Source organism: Rhodococcus sp. H-CA8f, assembly GCF_002501585.1.
Taxonomy (GTDB): Bacteria; Actinomycetota; Actinomycetes; order Mycobacteriales; family Mycobacteriaceae; genus Rhodococcus_F; species Rhodococcus_F erythropolis.
This window is the reverse complement of the sequence record NZ_CP023720.1, coordinates 2,247,501-2,263,915: the sequence shown is the minus strand read 5'-3', so window position 1 is coordinate 2,263,915 and position 16,415 is coordinate 2,247,501. Positions and strand designations below refer to the sequence as shown.

12 protein-coding genes and 2 rRNA genes (1 of these 14 only partly in view) are annotated in these 16,415 nt (G+C 62.6%); 7 read left to right on the top strand and 7 right to left on the bottom strand.

Features of this window, described 5'->3' with window-relative positions:
• Positions 1 to 183 precede the first annotated feature (183 nt).
• Genes CPI83_RS10760 through CPI83_RS10750 form a run of 3 tightly spaced genes read left to right on the top strand, consistent with a single transcriptional unit; the run spans position 184 to position 5,857 of the window.
• On the top strand, positions 184 to 2,208 hold the full coding sequence (locus tag CPI83_RS10760; protein ID WP_097388173.1) for an alpha-1,4-glucan--maltose-1-phosphate maltosyltransferase: 2,025 nt from the start codon (positions 184 to 186) through the stop codon (positions 2,206 to 2,208).
• Positions 2,208 to 4,409: a 1,4-alpha-glucan branching protein GlgB gene (gene glgB, locus CPI83_RS10755; RefSeq protein WP_097387201.1), complete on the top strand. Its 2,202-nt coding sequence runs from the start codon at positions 2,208 to 2,210 to the stop codon at positions 4,407 to 4,409. Before CPI83_RS10760 ends, glgB begins: the two co-directional genes overlap by 1 nt.
• Positions 4,409 to 5,857: a neutral zinc metallopeptidase gene (locus CPI83_RS10750; RefSeq protein WP_020970042.1), complete on the top strand. Its 1,449-nt coding sequence runs from the start codon at positions 4,409 to 4,411 to the stop codon at positions 5,855 to 5,857. The genes glgB and CPI83_RS10750 overlap by 1 nt, the downstream gene beginning before the upstream one ends.
• 18 nt (positions 5,858 to 5,875) lie before the next feature.
• Here CPI83_RS10750 and CPI83_RS10745 read toward each other — a convergent pair whose 3' ends face one another.
• The 3 genes from CPI83_RS10745 to CPI83_RS10735 all read right to left on the bottom strand — a co-directional run bounded on the left by CPI83_RS10745 (position 5,876) and on the right by CPI83_RS10735 (position 8,534).
• Positions 5,876 to 6,772, bottom strand: a complete 897-nt coding sequence (locus tag CPI83_RS10745) for a tetratricopeptide repeat protein (protein ID WP_020970043.1) — start codon at positions 6,770 to 6,772, stop codon at positions 5,876 to 5,878.
• A 105-nt stretch (positions 6,773 to 6,877) separates the two neighbouring features.
• A complete protein-coding gene (locus CPI83_RS10740) occupies positions 6,878 to 7,240 on the bottom strand; it encodes a DUF3817 domain-containing protein (protein ID WP_020908283.1) in 363 nt (120 codons plus the stop codon).
• Positions 7,241 to 7,340: 100 nt separating this feature from the next.
• On the bottom strand, positions 7,341 to 8,534 hold the full coding sequence (locus tag CPI83_RS10735; RefSeq protein WP_097388172.1) for an acetyl-CoA C-acetyltransferase: 1,194 nt from the start codon (positions 8,532 to 8,534) through the stop codon (positions 7,341 to 7,343).
• A gap of 107 nt (positions 8,535 to 8,641) precedes the next feature.
• Here CPI83_RS10735 and mce point away from each other — a divergent pair, with 107 nt between their 5' ends.
• Together mce and CPI83_RS10725 are read left to right on the top strand one after the other, a co-directional pair.
• The gene (mce, locus tag CPI83_RS10730) at positions 8,642 to 9,115 is read left to right on the top strand and encodes a methylmalonyl-CoA epimerase (RefSeq protein WP_020723660.1); all 474 of its coding nucleotides are present in this window, start codon (positions 8,642 to 8,644) and stop codon (positions 9,113 to 9,115) included.
• A gap of 40 nt (positions 9,116 to 9,155) precedes the next feature.
• The gene (locus CPI83_RS10725) at positions 9,156 to 10,199 is read left to right on the top strand and encodes a hypothetical protein (protein ID WP_019749164.1); all 1,044 of its coding nucleotides are present in this window, start codon (positions 9,156 to 9,158) and stop codon (positions 10,197 to 10,199) included.
• Positions 10,200 to 10,206: 7 nt separating this feature from the next.
• Here the strand turns inward: CPI83_RS10725 and CPI83_RS31195 are convergent, their stop codons facing one another.
• A complete protein-coding gene (locus tag CPI83_RS31195) occupies positions 10,207 to 10,551 on the bottom strand; it encodes a hypothetical protein (RefSeq protein WP_020908287.1) in 345 nt (114 codons plus the stop codon).
• A gap of 19 nt (positions 10,552 to 10,570) precedes the next feature.
• Positions 10,571 to 11,245 (bottom strand): endonuclease NucS, encoded by a 675-nt coding sequence (gene nucS, locus CPI83_RS10715; RefSeq protein ID WP_003945160.1) that lies wholly within the window; start codon positions 11,243 to 11,245, stop codon positions 10,571 to 10,573.
• A gap of 42 nt (positions 11,246 to 11,287) precedes the next feature.
• Between nucS and CPI83_RS10710 the strand changes: the two genes are divergently transcribed.
• Both CPI83_RS10710 and CPI83_RS10705 read left to right on the top strand, forming a co-directional pair.
• Positions 11,288 to 12,880 carry an adenylate/guanylate cyclase domain-containing protein gene (locus tag CPI83_RS10710; protein ID WP_019749166.1) on the top strand — a complete coding sequence of 531 codons (1,593 nt, stop codon included), beginning with the start codon at positions 11,288 to 11,290 and terminating at the stop codon, positions 12,878 to 12,880.
• 142 nt (positions 12,881 to 13,022) lie between these two features.
• A complete protein-coding gene (locus tag CPI83_RS10705) occupies positions 13,023 to 13,649 on the top strand; it encodes a dihydrofolate reductase family protein (RefSeq protein WP_097388171.1) in 627 nt (208 codons plus the stop codon).
• 192 nt (positions 13,650 to 13,841) lie between these two features.
• On the opposite strand, the gene rrf is transcribed toward CPI83_RS10705, so the two are convergent.
• Positions 13,842 to 13,958 (bottom strand): 5S ribosomal RNA (gene rrf, locus CPI83_RS10700).
• Positions 13,959 to 14,117: 159 nt separating this feature from the next.
• A 23S ribosomal RNA gene (locus CPI83_RS10695) occupies positions 14,118 to 16,415 on the bottom strand (it continues 837 nt past the right edge of the window).

Genomic DNA, 16,415 nt, shown 5'->3' with positions numbered 1-16,415 from the left:
TCGTTATCAGCCTGGCGGCTTCGCCGTTATCAGCCTGGCGGCTTCGCCGTTATCAGCCTGGCGGCTTCGCCGTTATCAGCCTGGCGGCTTCGCCGTTATCAGCACCGCAGCGCCGCACCCACTACGGTTGAACCCGGCGAAAGAAAGTTTTACCGCGATCCATCATCAGAAATGGAGCTTCCCGTGTCAGGACGCCTCGGTATCGACGACGTGGTACCCGAGATCTCGGGTAACTATCCGGCAAAGGCCGTGGTCGGTGAAGTCTTCCCGGTGCACGCCACGGTGTGGCGAGAAGGCCACGACGCCATTTCCGCCACTCTGGTCGTGCGTGGTCCGCGCGGTACCAAGCCGCTGCGCATTCCGATGGATCCCGGGACCGAACCGGACACCGTCGACGCGGTGTTCACGCCGTCCGCCGAAGGTATGTGGTCGTTCCGGATCGAGGCGTGGAGCGATCCCATTGCCACCTGGAAGCACGCCGTGGAAGCAAAGCTCGCCGTCGGGCAAGGGGCGGCCGAGTTGGCCAACGACCTGGAAATCGGTGCGCGCCTGTTCGAACTGGCCGCGCACGAAGTGCCGCGGGGCAACAGGTCCAGGCTCGAGGCCGTCACGGCGTCGCTGCGCAGCGATCAGGCGCTGACTGCTCGCGTCGCTCCGGCCTTCGCCTCCGACGTCGCCGAACTGCTCCGCGCCACTCCGCTTCGCGAACTGGTCACCAAGGGCGAGTCCCACCCCGTCGTCGTTGATCGCAACCGTGCACTGTTCGGCTCCTGGTACGAGTTCTTCCCCCGCTCGACCGGTGGATGGGACGAGAACGGAGTACCGCAGCACGGCACGTTCCGTACCTCTGCCGAAGACCTGCCCCGCATCGCCGCAATGGGTTTCGACGTCGTCTACCTTCCGCCGATCCATCCCATCGGCGAGATCAACCGCAAGGGTCGCAACAACACCCTCACCCCCGAACCCGGCGACGTTGGTTCGCCGTGGGCGATCGGCTCTGCCGACGGCGGGCACGACGCTGTTCACCCCCAACTCGGCACGCTCAAGGACTTCAAGGCCTTCGTCGCTGCGGCCCGCAAGCTGGATCTCGAAGTGGCACTGGATCTCGCGCTGCAGTGCGCCCCGGATCATCCATGGGCTCAGAAGCATCCGGAGTGGTTCAACGTCCTTCCCGACGGCACCATCGCCTACGCCGAGAACCCGCCCAAGAAGTATCAGGACATCTACCCGATCAACTTCGACACCGATCCTCGCGGTCTGGACAAGGAAATCCTGCGCGTGGTCCGCCACTGGATCAACGCCGGAGTCAAGATCTTTCGTGTCGACAACCCGCACACCAAGCCGCCCAACTTCTGGGAGACACTCATCTCGGAAGTCAAGAAAACCGACCCCGACGTCTTGTTCCTCGCCGAGGCTTTCACTCGTCCGGCGCGCATGTACGGCCTTGCCCGGCGCGGGTTCACGCAGTCGTACACGTACTTCACCTGGCGAGTTGCGAAGTGGGAGCTCACCGAATTCGGTAACGAGCTGGCGGCAAAGGCCGACGAAGCCCGACCGAACCTTTTCGTGAACACACCGGACATCCTGCACGAGTCCCTCCAGCACGGTGGGCCCGGAATGTTTGCACTGCGAGCAGCTCTCGCCGCCACCCTGGCGCCGACGTGGGGCGTCTACTCCGGTTACGAACTCTACGAACACCAAGCCGTTCGCCCCGGCAGCGAGGAATACCTCGACTCCGAGAAATACGAACTTCGGCCGCGCCGTTTCGCCGAAGCGGCAGCGCGAGGCGAATCTCTCGAGCCGTGGATCACCGCTCTCAACCGCATCCGGCGTGCACACCCGGCCCTGCAGCAGTTGCGGAACCTGCACTTTCACCACATCGACAACGACGCGTTGATCGCCTACTCGAAGTTCGACGCCTCGACCGGTGACGCCGTCCTGACGGTGATCAACCTCAACCCGTTCGCGGCAGAAGAGGGCACCGTCTGGTTGGACATGCCGGCGCTCGGCCGGGAATGGCACGACCACATGACCGTGCTCGACGAGGTTACCGGTGAGCAGTTCAATTGGGGCCAGGCCAATTTCGTCCGCCTCGAGCCCTGGCGTTCGGTGGCGCACATCCTCGCGCTCCCACCCGTTCCGTATCCGGCCCGGATCTCTCTGGCCTACCAAGCACGCAATGCGCACCGCGCAGGTGGAGGCAAGTGATGCCAACCGAAAAGTCCCCTTCGGGTATCGCGCCGGACAATCACGATCTGGAACTGTTGGCGCGCGGTGAACATCACGATCCGCACAGTGTCCTCGGCGCCCATCCCCACGCCGACGGCACCGTTCTTCGAGCGTTGCGTCCCAACGCCGAGTCCGTCAGCGCCGTCATCGGCGGCAAAACCTTTCCTCTCGAACATGTTTCGAACGGGATCTTCGCGGCCCTGGTCCCCTACCCCGACCTGATCGACTATCGCTATTCCGTGACGTACCCGGGTGGCCACACGGTTCTCGCAGCCGACCCTTACCGATTCCTGCCGACTCTCGGTGAACTCGACCTTCACCTGTTCGGCGAAGGTCGGCACGAACGACTGTGGGACATCCTCGGCGCACATCCGCGTTCGTACGAGACACCGGACGGACCCGTCGACGGCATCTCGTTCGCCGTCTGGGCTCCGGCCGCCCGCGGCGTGACCGTCGTCGGCGACTTCGACGGGTGGAGTGGGCAATTCGCCCCCATGCGAGTCCTCGGCTCCACCGGGGTCTGGGAACTCTTCCTGCCCGACATCGCAGTCGGTTCGCTGTACAAGTTCCGGGTCCACGGCCACGACGGCTCGGTTCGCGACAAGGCCGATCCCATGGCCTTCGGTACCGAGGTACCGCCGGCGACAGCGTCGCGAGTGACCACCAGTTCGCACGAATGGAACGACGCGGCCTGGCTGGAAACCCGCGCTGGTGTCGACCCTTCGCAGTCCCCGATGAGCGTGTACGAGGTGCACCTCGGATCGTGGCGTCCGGGACTCGACTACCGGCAGATGGCCGAGCAACTCGCCGTATACGTCACCGAAACCGGATTCACCCACGTCGAACTGCTGCCCGTCTCCGAGCATCCGTTCGGTGGATCGTGGGGGTACCAGGTCACCTCGTACTACGCACCGACCTCCCGCTTCGGCACCCCGGATGACTTCCGCTGGTTCGTCGACCACCTGCACGCCGCAGGGATAGGCGTCATCGTCGACTGGGTGCCTGCACACTTCCCCAAAGACGAATGGGCGCTTGCCCGTTTCGACGGAACGCCGTTGTACGAGCACGCCGATCCGCGTCGCGGCGAGCAGTTGGACTGGGGCACATACGTATTCGACTTCGGTCGCCGCGAGGTCCGGAACTTCCTCGTCGCCAACGCGCTCTTCTGGCTCGAGGAGTTCCACATCGACGGACTGCGCGTCGACGCCGTCGCATCGATGCTGTACCTGGACTACTCACGTCCGGAAGGTGGATGGACTCCCAACATTCACGGTGGCCGCGAGAATCTCGAAGCCGTTGCGTTCCTGCAGGAGATGAACGCCACCGTCCACAAGAACCACCGAGGAGTCGTCACCGTCGCCGAGGAGTCGACGGCGTGGCCCGGAGTCACTCGGGCGACCAATGTCGGTGGCCTCGGGTTCAACATGAAATGGAACATGGGGTGGATGCACGACACCCTCGGATTCCTCGGTCACGACCCGGTGCACCGGACCTACCACCATCACGAGATCACTTTCTCGCTGATGTACGCGTGGAGTGAGAACTACCTGCTACCGATCAGCCATGACGAAGTGGTGCACGGCAAGGGAACTCTGTGGACCCGGATGCCCGGCAACGACTTCGCCAAGGCTTCCGGCCTGCGCTCACTGCTTGCGTACATGTGGGCGCATCCGGGCAAGCAACTGCTGTTCATGGGACAGGAGTTCGGTCAGAGCGCGGAATGGTCCGAAGAACGCGGCCTCGACTGGTGGCAACTCGACGATCAGTACACCGGCACTCTCCACCGCGGCGTCCAGCGACTGGTCGGAGATCTCAACTCCGCGTACCGACGCCATCCGGCGATGTGGACCCTCGACACCTCCCCCGGCGGATACTCCTGGATCGACGCCAACGACACCGAGAACAACGTCCTCAGTTTTCTGCGTTACGGTACTGACGGTTCGATTGTCGCCTGCCTGTTCAACTTTTCGGGCAGTGAGCACTCGAGCTACCGCGTCGGGCTACCAGAGCCCGGCCGATGGGTGGAAATTCTCAACACCGATGCCGAGGTGTACGGCGGCTCCGGAGTCGGGAACCTCGGAGCGGTCACGGCAACGTCGCGTTCGTGGCACGGTCGGCCAGCCTCCGCACAGGTGGCGCTGCCAGCTGCTGGAGCGATTTGGATAAGTCTGGAGCGTTGATGGTCGGCCGGCGAGTAGTCATTGTCACGTCGTCACTGTTCGCAGTGGCCGCACTGCTCGCCGGTTGTGCAAGCGGAACGAACGGGCACGCCGTCTCGATCTATCACGATCCGTTCCGCGTCGCCGGACTCGACGCAACAGCAGGCCCCAGCGGATTGCGCCCGGGAGCCCCCAATGCCGACCGAGCAATCACCGGTACCGACGGCGGGGACATCGACGCCCTGGCGGCCAATGCCATCACCGACATCGAAACTTACTGGGCCGCCGAGTACCCGGCTCTGTTCGACAAGCCCTTCGAGCCGGTTGACGAGCTGATCTCGTGGGACCCCACCGAATCGAACGGCCCGGACTTCTGCGAAGAGACCACCGAAGAACTCATCAACGCCGGGTACTGCAGCATCGATCACACCATCGGTTGGGATCGCGAACTGCTACTGCCCGAGGTACGAGAGAAGTTCGGCGAAGTGGCCGTCGCCTTCATTTTCGCGCACGAGTACGGCCACGCCGTTCAACGCAAAGCCGGGATCGTCGGCGGCAAACGAGATGCGGCCCTGGTGCGAGAACAGCAAGCCGACTGTTTCGGTGGCGCCTTCTTGCGGCACGTCGCCGAGGACAAGGCCGCACACTTCACGATGAACACCTCCGACGGCCTCAACAAGGTGTTGGCCTCGGCGGTCGCCATCCGCGACGAAGACCCTAATGATCCTGAGAGCCACCATGGTTCGGCGTTCGAGCGCGTCACCGCCACTCAGATCGGCTTCACCGACGGCGCCGGCGCCTGCGCGAAGATGGACGCCGACGAAATCGAGTCACGACGCGCAGACCTCCCGCAACAGTTCGCCGAAGGCAACGACTCCGGAGAACTGCCTGTCACCGAGGCAACGCTCGACGAGTTCGTGAAGACATTCCAAGCGATCTTCGATCTACCCGAGCCGCCGAAGGTCGTGTTCACCGGCGCAGACACCGGGTGCAGCGACGCCGTTGCGACCGAGCCCGTCTCGTACTGCCCGTCGACGAACACCATCGGAATCAGCGTCGACGACCTGGCCGAGCGCGGCACGCCGGGTCGCGTCGGTCGACGTGAGTTGATCCAGACCAACATCACCGGTGACTACAACGCCTACGTCCTGCTCGCGTCGAGGTACACCCTCGCGATGCAGAAGGAGAACGGCCAATCGCTCGACACTCCGCAGACTGCCTTGCGCGCCGCCTGCCTGTCCGGCGTCATCACCGCAGCGCTCAGTCCCACCAACGCTGCGGCGTCCGGAGCTCAAGTCACACTCTCCCCCGGCGACCTCGACGAAGCCGTATCGGGGCTGCTGACCGACGGCCTCGCCGCCAGTGACGTCAACGGTGAGACGGTGCCGAGCGGGTTTGCGCGCGTCGACGCGTTCCGGACCGGTGTACTGGGTGGCCGAGAAGTGTGCGACAGCCGCTACACGGAGTAGCGGCTGCCGGTCCACACGTCAGTAGAGAGCGGAAGCCAACTTACGCCGGGCCGCGATGACGATCGGTTCTGCCGGGTCGAACAGTTCGAACAATTCGAGCAGGCGCGTCCGCGCTGCGGCCTTGTCGTCGCCGGCGGTTCGCGATACCACCGAGATCAAGCGAGCGAACGCAGCCTCGGGTTGCTGGGCGAACATTTCCAGGTCGGCTGCAGCGAACTGCAGTTCGAGATTGGACGGATCAGCATCCGCGGCCGCAATCGACTCGGGATCGACGCCCTGAACCCGAGCCATGAACTTCACCTGGCGGACAGCGCTCTTGGCCTCCGCGTTGTTGGGTTCGGCGTCGAGAATCACCTGGTACGCAGCGATGGCGGCGTCGAGATCGCCCTCGTCCAGCGCGGTTTCAGCGGCCACGAAGCGAGGATCCTCGACCTCCTCCACCGGTTCGTCCCCGTCGGACACCGGCCCACTCAACTTGCCCTCGACAGCTTGGAGCACTGCGTCGAACCACTGACTGAGCTGCGCCTCTGGCTGAGCGCCCTGAAAATCGGCCAACGGCTGACCAGCTGCGACGGCAACAACCGTCGGCACCGACTGGACACCGAATGCCTGCGCGATGCGAGGACTCACGTCGACGTCGACGTTGGCAAGAATCCACTTGCCGCCGGCGCGCGCCGCCAATGATTCGAGAACTTCGGTGAACACGACCGAGGGCTCGTATGCGCGGCCACCGATGTTGACGATGACCGGCACCTGGCTCGACTTCAGCAGGACTTCGCTTTCGAAGTTCTCCTCGGTCACCTCGATCACTGCCCCGGAGACAGCAGAAACGGCCCCGTCGCCGCTGGTGTTACGCGGCGGTGGTGGGGCCGTGGCCCGCTCTTTGAAGGCGGACAAGTCGACTGCGCCGCTCATGGCGGCAGCAACTGCGGACGAACGCGCGGGGGGCCTGGAACCTGGTCGAGTCACGACTCCCAGTTTGTCACGAGTTGCGCGAAGCTACGTAGAGGGATGCAGCACTCAGACGAGCGCCGCGTTGCCCTTGGACGCCTCGAACTCCGTGGACAGCTCACCGAGCTTGCCGTTTCGCACTGCCCAGCGTTCGAATATCACGGTGCCGAACGGGGGAACGCTCGAGATCAGCGCAAGGATCGTGGTCTTGATGTCCCACTTGAGCGACCACGCAGTCAGCAGAGCAACAACGATGAACACCAGGAAGCCCGCGGTGCCGTGGACCATTCCGGGGATGCGAATCGCTTCTTCGTGTCCGAGGACCCACTTGAAGAACATGGCAACCAGCAAGGCCGCCCAGGTCACAGCTTCCCACCACGCCACCAGACGGAAGCGTTTCGCGGGAGTGGATACGTCAAAGATGTTCGCCATGAGGCCATTGTGCCCGAACAACTACGACGCCCCGTAGTTGTGTGAGCAAAACCACGGGGCGTCGCAGAGCGAGAGCGCTCGTTCAGGTGTATTTAGACACTCACGCCTTGGGGACGCGGATGATGAGTGCGTCGCCTTGTCCGCCGCCGCCGCAGAGTGCGGCTGCGCCGATGCCGCCGCCGCGGCGTTGCAGTTCGAGGGCGAGGTGCAGGGCGATGCGGGCGCCGGACATGCCGAGGGGGTGTCCGACGGCGATGGCGCCGCCGTTGACGTTGACCTTGGCGGGGTCGAGGCCGAGTTCGCGGGTGGAGGCGATCCCGACGGCGGCGAACGCTTCGTTGATTTCGACGAGGTCGAGGTCGGTGGGGTCGATGCCTTCCTTGGCGCAGGCCTTGGCGATGGCGCGGGCGGGTTGGGACTGGAGGGTGGAGTCGGGTCCGGCGACGACGCCGTGGGCGCCGATTTCCGCGATCCAGGTCAGGCCGAGTTCTTCGGCTTTGGTTTTGCTCATCACGATCACGGCGGCGGCGCCGTCGGAGATCGGGGAGGCGGAGCCGGCGGTGATGGTGCCGCCCTTGCTGAACGCGGGACGCAGTTTGCCGAGGGATTCGGTGGTGGTGTCGGCGCGGATGCCTTCGTCCTGCGCGAAGACGATCGGGTCACCCTTGCGTTGGGGGATGGAGACGGGGACTACTTCGTTGTCGAAGTAGCCGTCTTTCCAGGCGCGGGCCGCGTTCTGGTGTGAGGCGGCGGCGAAGGCGTCCTGCTCGGCGCGGGTGATGTGGGCGGTTTCTTGTTGGTTGACTTGTTCGGTGAGCAGGCCCATGGCCTGGTCGGTGAAGATGTCGTGGAGGCCGTCGTAGGCCATGTGGTCGCGGAGGGTGACGTCGCCGTATTTGAAGCCTTCGCGGCTTTTTTCGAGCATGTGGGGTGCGCGGGACATCGATTCCTGCCCGCCCGCGACGACGATGTCGAATTCGCCGGCGCGGATGAGTTGGTCGGCGAGGGCGATGGCGTCGATGCCGGAGAGGCACACTTTGTTGATGCTCAGGGCGGGGACGTTCATGGGGATGCCGGCGGCGACGGCGGCTTGGCGGGCGGGCATCTGGCCGGCGCCGGCGGTGAGGACCTGTCCCATGATGACGTAGTCGACTTGTTCGGGGGCGACTCCGGACTTGTCGAGGGCGCCTTTGATGGCGATGCCGCCGAGGTCGGACCCGGAGAGGTCTTTCAACGATCCGAGGAGTCGACCCATCGGGGTACGAGCTCCCGCAACAATCACAGAACTGGTCACGATTTCCTCCGGCTGCAAAAGAGACATAGTCGTCGGTTCCGTGCGGCCTAAGAGCCAAGTCACATCCCGACGTGTACTCCTCAAACGGTAGCGCTACCGTGAAAGGTATGACACAGACCTCCCCCAGTTCTGCACTCGCACCTTTGTCGTCCGACCTCGTCGTCGCGATCGATCACGTCGGAATCGCGGTGCCCGATCTCGACGCGGCAATCGCGTGGTACACGCAGCACCTGGGCATGGTGTCGACCCACGAGGAAATCAACGAATCGCAGGGCGTGCGCGAAGCCATGCTCTCCGTCGTCGGCTCCCCCGCCGGATCCACTGCCGTTCAGCTGCTCGCACCACTGGACGAGAACTCGACCATCGCCAAGTTCATCGACCGAAGCGGCCCCGGACTGCAGCAGCTCGCCTACCGGGTCACCGACATCGACGCCATCTCCGCCGAGCTTCGCGAGCGCGGTGTTCGGTTGCTGTACGACGCTCCCCGGCGCGGTACGGCCAACTCGCGCATCAACTTCATTCACCCGAAGGACGCCGGCGGCGTCCTGGTGGAACTGGTCGAACCCGACGCGAGCCACTAGCAGACCCGACTCCAGCTCGTATGCCAGGTAGATTGTCGCCATGGCATACGAGCAGGACCGCGGTTCGATCCAACTTCCGTTCCAGATCGCACGGAAGGGATACGACCGCGACGAGGTACGTAACTACTTCGAGCGATTCGACGCGGAGCTGCGAGTTACCGCGGCCGATCGTGATGCTGCCGCTGCGCAGGCCCGTGACCTTGCCAAGCAGCTCGACGATGCACGCGACGACATCGACGACCTCCGCAAGGACGTCGACCGCCTCTCGGTACCGCCCACCACTGCGGAGGGCATGAGCGATCGCATCAGCCGCATGCTGCGCCTTGCCTCCGACGAGGCTTCGGAGGTGCGCGCGAAGGCCGAGGCCGACGCAGCCGAGATGACCTCCATCGCCGAACAGGACGGCGCCCGCCTGCGCGGACACTACGAGTCGCTGATTGCCGAACTCGAGGACCGTCGCAACGCGATGGAAACCATGCACGAGCAGACCATGGCGCAGGCCCGTACCGAAGCCGCCCGGATCGTCGAAGCCGCACAGGCCGAGCGGGATCGCCTGGCTGCCGAGTCCGAGGCCAAGCGCACTCAGATCCGCGAAGACTTCGACATCTCGATGTCCGAGCGTCGCGCCAAGGTCGTCGCCGCCGTCAACGACCTGGAGTCGTCGAGCAAGGCAGAGGCCGAGCGTCGACTCTCCGATGCGTCGCACGAGGCTCAGCGCAGGCTGCAGGCCGCCACCGATCAGTCCGAGCGCAAGATCGCTCACGCGAAGGAACTGACCGAAGAACTGCGTGTTCTCCGTGGTCGAATTCTGGCTCAGCTCTTGGGCATTCGGGGACAACTCGATTCGGTTCCGGCCATGCTCGCATCGGTCAACCGGGAGAGCGAACTCCTCGATGCACCGCCCGCTCCGGTCATCGTCGAAGCCGAGGAAGATCTCGAGATCGAAGACAAGAAGGCCGACTCAGATCCGGTCGACTCAGAACCGAGTATCGACGAAGACGATGTGCTCGAGGACTCGGACGAGACCAACACCGCCGAGATCGACACCCGCGCCGTCGAGCAGCGAGCCCAGTCCCGGAACTGATCGACGCTCAGGACCACCGTCTGGTCAGGCTGCGAGTTCCGCGGCCTGACCAGCAGCCGGTGTGCCAGTGTCGACGTTCGTTCGCGCCGCCCGGTTCCGAAGGCCACGTCACAACATGGGCGACACCGGGCCTGATGTCGTGATCACAACCGGGGCAGCGATAGAACTTCGTCGCGTTGGAGCCGGGTATCGGCCTCACCATGTACATTTCACCGCCCGGCCCTGGCTCCTCCCGGACCAGCGCCCCGCCGAACAACACACCACTGGGTGACTGCGATTCCGCGCTCGAATCCCGAGCACGCCGAGTATCCGTTCGACGGGATTGCTTCGGCGAAGGTTTGCGGCGCGGCATGGTTCGAGTCTAAACAGCGTCAGAAAAGTCGGAACTCGGTGCTTTCGGTACCACGCAAGGCCTCGTAGTCCAAGACCAGGCAACGGATCCCACGGTCGTTGGCCAAAGTCTTTGCCTGCGGCTTGATCTGTTGCGCTGCAAAAACTCCCGTGACCGGCGCGAGCAGAGGATCGCGGTTGAGCAACTCCAGGTACCGCGTCAACTGCTCGACGCCGTCGATCTCGCCGCGGCGCTTGATCTCCACCGCCACCGATGCACCGTCCGCGTCACGGACCAGAAGGTCGACCGGCCCGATGGCCGTCATGTACTCGCGCCGCACCAACGTGTAGCCGGGGCCGAGTGTCTCGACATGCTCCGCCAGAAGTTCTTGAAGGTGTGCCTCGACTCCGTCCTTGATCAATCCCGGATCGAGACCGAGTTCATACGACGAATCGTGCTCGACCTCTTCGAGAGTGATCCGAAGCTCCTCGCCCGCCTTGTTGGTGACGACCCACAAGATGTCGTCGCTGTCGCCGGTGGTCTCGACCAACCAGCACGGCGGACTCATCCAGTTCAGCGGCTTGTACGCCCGATCGTCGGCATGAATGCTGACCGAGCCGTCGGCCTTCACCAACAGCAGTCGTCTTGCGGTAGGGAGGTGGGAGGTCAGGCGTCCCACATAATCGACACGGCAACGAGCAATAACTAGGCGCACCGGACCACCCTAAGCGATCATTACGACTACTCTCGACACACTATGCAGCGAAGCCGTGTCCCGAGTGCGCCCCTGGGGTCGTGGCTGCTCGGATCCACCGACGAAAGCCCCAGGCGCCGCCGAATCCGCGTCCAAGCACTACTCACCGCCCCTCTCCTGGTCACCAACCTGATCGGAGCGGTGCTGGCGATCGTGCTCGTCGGATTCGTGGTTCCCGGACCCGAGATCATCCACCCCGAATTCGCGTGGATCAACTTTATTGCCGTGCCCGTCTTCATCGGGTGTGTCTTTCTCATCGGACTTCTGTGGGGCACCAAACGCCTCATGAGGGATCTCCGGTGGGCCACCGAGGATCACCGGCCAACCGAGCAGAATCAACGCGCGGCGTTGCGCGGGCCGTGGCGGCTGACCCGAGTGCAAGCCGTCCTGTGGACGGCCGCGCTCATCACCTTCACGACCATGTACGGAATCGTCGACCCCGACACCATTCCGAAAGTTCTGTTCACCGTGGCTTTCAGCGGTATCACCACCTGCGCTTTCTGCTACCTGCTCAGCGAGTTCGCACTCCGCCCGATTGCTGCGCGTGCACTCGAATCCGGAGCGCCCCGCAAGGCTGCCGTTCTCGGACTGACCGGCCGGACAATCCTCGTCTGGCTGCTCGGAAGCGGGGTCCCCGTCACCGGCTTGATGCTCGTAGCGGTCTTCAGCTTCATCCGACCTGCTTCGTGGCAAGCCCTCGCGACCGCGATCCTCGTCATCGGCGGGATCACTCTGTGCGTCGGACTCGGGCTGACGTACATCAACATCCGATCAGCCGCGGCCCCCATTCGGTCCGTACGCCGAGGCATGGAGCAAGTCACCCGTGGCGACCTCACCGCGTCCGTCGTCGTGTACGACGGGACCGAACTGGGACTGCTGCAGACCGGCTTCAATCGCATGGCCGAGGGCCTGCGCGAGCGCGAGAGGATTCGCGACCTCTTCGGGCGCCACGTCGGACACGAGGTTGCCGCAAACGCGGTTCGCCGAAACCCGGAACTCGGCGGTGAAGAACGCGACGTTGCCGTTCTCTTCGTCGACGTCATCGGCTCGACCACGATCGCGGCCACCAACTCCCCTACCGCGGTGGTCGCTCTACTCAATCGATTCTTTGACGTCATCGTCGACGAGGTAGATGCACACGGCGGATTCGTCAACAAGTTCGAAGGCGACGCGGCGCTGGCAATTTTCGGAGCGCCGACGACACTCGACGATCACGCCGGCAGTGCACTCGCCGCCGCCCGCAAGATTCAGCAGCGCCTGCGTGCCGAAGTTCCGGAAGTGAGCGCGGGTATCGGCGTCGCTGCGGGAATTGCTGTTGCCGGAAACGTCGGTGCGCGAGAAAGATTCGAGTACACCGTCATCGGTGATCCCGTCAACGAAGCAGCGCGACTGTCCGAGGTCGCCAAGACGGTTCCGGGTAACCTCGCCGCGTCCGGACGGGCTGTGGCCGCCGCTGACAGCGCCGAAGCCGCACAGTGGTCGATCACGGAGAACATCACCCTTCGTGGCCGGCTCGAACAGACCGAGCTCGCAATTCCCTGCGACGCCTTGGAGTCCGAGACCACCCCGGCAGACTCGGTGCCCGTTCAGCCCTGATCTCACCGCCCACCCTGAGCGAACGGCACGTTCGGTCGATCCAAGGCGATGAACGCCACGTTCGCTCGATGACTTTCCCGCTTCCCGACGGTCTATATCGAAACAGCGGAAATCCGACGATGCCGGGGAGATGGGTACGACTATGAAACTGACGACATTTACCATCGTCACTCTCGACGGGGTGATGCAAGGACTCGGTGGGCCGGACGAAGATCGACGCGGCGGATTCGAACGCGGCGGATGGTCCGCGCCACTGGTGGACACAGAAGCCATGTCTTACCTTGTCCAGGTCTACCAGCGCGCCGACGCCTTCCTGTTCGGTCGGCGGACCTATGACATCTTCGCCGGTTATTGGGGCGCGTTCGAGAATCCAGAGGTCAACCCGATCGCAAGCGCCTTGAATACGCGGCCCAAGTATCTTGCCTCGACTACGGTCACCGATCCGCAATGGAAGAACACCACGGCCCTTTCAGGTGACACCGCCGCAGCGATCGGCGAACTGAAAGCCAGACCCGGCGGCGAGCTTCAGGTGCACGGCAGTGGCGAGTTGTGCCGCTGGCTTCTCGCGAACGATCTCGTCGACGAGATGATCCTGCTGATCGTTCCGGTGGTCGTAGGCCAGGGCACACGACTCTTTCCCGATACCGGACCGGATATCGCACTCGAGCTGGCCGAATCGCGAGCCACACCAAAGGGCGTGACGATCCAGCGGTATCTGCCCACTGGCCGGCCGAAGTATGCAACTGCCACCGCCGACGGCATCGACTGATCAGGGCAAAGCGGCCGTCGTCGTCAGTCGTGCTTCCGCTCGTGATGGTGTGAACGGTACGTTCGGTCGATCTGAGGCGACGGACGTGCCGTTCGCTCGATCCGGGGGGTGCCGGCGACGGGATGTTTCAGGGTGTTTTGGGTACGAGAAAGCCCCCCAACCATCACTGGTTGGGGGGCTTCTCTACATTGTGTTCGGCGGTGTCCTACTCTCCCACACCCTGTCGAGTGCAGTACCATCGGCGCTGAAGGGCTTAGCTTCCGGGTTCGGAATGGGACCGGGCGTTTCCCCTTCGCTATGACCGCCGTAACTCTATGAAACTGTCACAGTAACCAACTTCTGATCACCTGGTTTCACCGTGCACCAACCCGAACCCGTTACCGGGTGGATGGATGACGGAGAAAACAGGGTTTCTCATCAGTATCTGTGTGTTGTTTCAGATACCGCACAGTGGACGCGTAGCTTCTTTGTGGTAAGTCCTCGGCCTATTAGTACCAGTCACCTGCATGCATTACTGCACTTCCAGTTCTGGCCTATCAACCCGGTGGTCTGCCGGGGGCCTTACCCCCTCGAGGGGGTGAGAAACCTCATCTTGGAACAGGCTTCCCGCTTAGATGCTTTCAGCGGTTATCCCTTCCGAACGTAGCTAACCAGCGGTGCTCCTGGCGGAACAACTGGCACACCAGAGGTTCGTCCGTCCCGGTCCTCTCGTACTAGGGACAGCCTTCCTCAAGTTTCTAACGCGCGCGGCGGATAGAGACCGAACTGTCTCACGACGTTCTAAACCCAGCTCGCGTGCCGCTTTAATGGGCGAACAGCCCAACCCTTGGGACCTACTCCAGCCCCAGGATGCGACGAGCCGACATCGAGGTGCCAAACCATCCCGTCGATATGGACTCTTGGGGAAGATCAGCCTGTTATCCCCGGGGTACCTTTTATCCGTTGAGCGACACCGCTTCCACTTGCCGGTGCCGGATCACTAGTCCCGACTTTCGTCCCTGCTCGACCTGTCAGTCTCACAGTCAAGCTCCCTTGTGCACTTGCACTCGACACCTGATTGCCAACCAGGCTGAGGGAACCTTTGGGCGCCTCCGTTACATTTTGGGAGGCAACCGCCCCAGTTAAACTACCCACCAGGCACTGTCCCTGAACCAGATCATGGTCCGAGGTTAGAGGTCCAATTCGATCAGAGTGGTATTTCAACAACGACTCCACGATAACTGGCGTCACCGTTTCACAGTCTCCCACCTATCCTACACAAACCGAACCGAACACCAATACCAAGCTGTAGTGAAGGTCCCGGGGTCTTTTCGTCCTGCCGCGCGTAACGAGCATCTTTACTCGTAATGCAATTTCGCCGAGTCTACGGTTGAGACAGCTGAGAAGTCGTTACGCCATTCGTGCAGGTCGGAACTTACCCGACAAGGAATTTCGCTACCTTAGGATGGTTATAGTTACCACCGCCGTTTACTGGGGCTTAAATTCTCAGCTTCGCTCCCGAAGGAACTAACCGGTCCTCTTAACCTTCCAGCACCGGGCAGGCGTCAGTCCGTATACATCGTCTTACGACTTCGCACGGACCTGTGTTTTTAGTAAACAGTCGCTTCTCACTGGTCTCTGCGGCCCCACCCAGCTCAGACAGTAAATGTCGTCACCAAACAGGGCCCCCCTTCTCCCGAAGTTACGGGGGCATTTTGCCGAGTTCCTTAACCATAGTTATCTCGATCGCCTTAGTATTCTCTACCTGACCACCTGTGTCGGTTTGGGGTACGGGCCGTGTGAAAGCTCGCTAGAGGCTTTTCTCGGCAGCATAGGATCACTGAATTCGCCTCAATCGGCTACGCATCACGTCTCAGGCTATGTGTGACCCGGATTTGCCTAGGTCACGCCCTACACGCTTACACCAGTATTACCACTGACTGGCTCAGCTACCTTCCTGCGTCACCCCATCGCTTGGCTACTACCAGATCAGGTCCCATGCATCCACCAACTCGAGACCCGAAGGTCTTCTCGTGGCTTCAGGATGGTTAGTATCACTGATTCACCATGGGCGCGTTCACACGGGTACGGGAATATCAACCCGTTGTCCATCGGCTACGCCTGTCGGCCTCGTCTTAGGTCCCGACTCACCCTGGGCGGATTAACCTGGCCCAGGAACCCTTGGTCATTCGGCGGACGAGTTTCTCACTCGTCTTTCGCTACTCATGCCTGCATTCTCACTCGTGTGGCCTCCACGGCTAGGTCACCCTGCCGCTTCCATGGCCACACGACGCTCCCCTACCCATCCACACACCTGCCAGAAAATCCTTGGATCAACTGGGGGCTATTGCGTGAATGCCGCAGCTTCGGTGGTGTACTTGAGCCCCGCTACATTGTCGGCGCAGGATCACTTGACCAGTGAGCTATTACGCACTCTTTCAAGGGTGGCTGCTTCTAAGCCAACCTCCTGGTTGTCTTCGCGACCCCACATCCTTTTCCACTTAGTACACGCTTAGGGACCTTAGCTGGCGATCTGGGCTGTTTCCCTCTCGACTACGAACCTTATCGCCCGCAGTCTCACTGCCGCGCTCTCACTCACCGGCATTCGGAGTTTGGCTGATTTCGGTAAGCTTGTGGGCCCCCTAGACCATCCAGTAGCTCTACCTCCGGTGAGAAACACGCGACGCTGCACCTAAATGCATTTCGGGGAGAACCAGCTATCACGGAGTTTGATTGGCCTTTCACCCCTACCCACAACTCATCCCCTCAGTTTTCAACCTAAGTGGG

What these genes read in the sequence shown, in the direction of transcription:
- CPI83_RS10745 (WP_020970043.1), bottom strand. Translation starts at nt 6,772, where the DNA reads ATGAGCGGCGCAGTCGACTTGTCCGCCTTCAAAGAGCGGGCCACGGCC.
- CPI83_RS10750 (WP_020970042.1), top strand. Translation starts at nt 4,409, where the DNA reads ATGGTCGGCCGGCGAGTAGTCATTGTCACGTCGTCACTGTTCGCAGTG.
- mce (WP_020723660.1), top strand. Translation starts at nt 8,642, where the DNA reads ATGACACAGACCTCCCCCAGTTCTGCACTCGCACCTTTGTCGTCCGAC.
- CPI83_RS31195 (WP_020908287.1), bottom strand. Translation starts at nt 10,551, where the DNA reads ATGCCGCGCCGCAAACCTTCGCCGAAGCAATCCCGTCGAACGGATACT.
- CPI83_RS10725 (WP_019749164.1), top strand. Translation starts at nt 9,156, where the DNA reads ATGGCATACGAGCAGGACCGCGGTTCGATCCAACTTCCGTTCCAGATC.
- CPI83_RS10710 (WP_019749166.1), top strand. Translation starts at nt 11,288, where the DNA reads ATGCAGCGAAGCCGTGTCCCGAGTGCGCCCCTGGGGTCGTGGCTGCTC.
- CPI83_RS10705 (WP_097388171.1), top strand. Translation starts at nt 13,023, where the DNA reads ATGAAACTGACGACATTTACCATCGTCACTCTCGACGGGGTGATGCAA.
- glgB (WP_097387201.1), top strand. Translation starts at nt 2,208, where the DNA reads ATGCCAACCGAAAAGTCCCCTTCGGGTATCGCGCCGGACAATCACGAT.
- CPI83_RS10740 (WP_020908283.1), bottom strand. Translation starts at nt 7,240, where the DNA reads ATGGCGAACATCTTTGACGTATCCACTCCCGCGAAACGCTTCCGTCTG.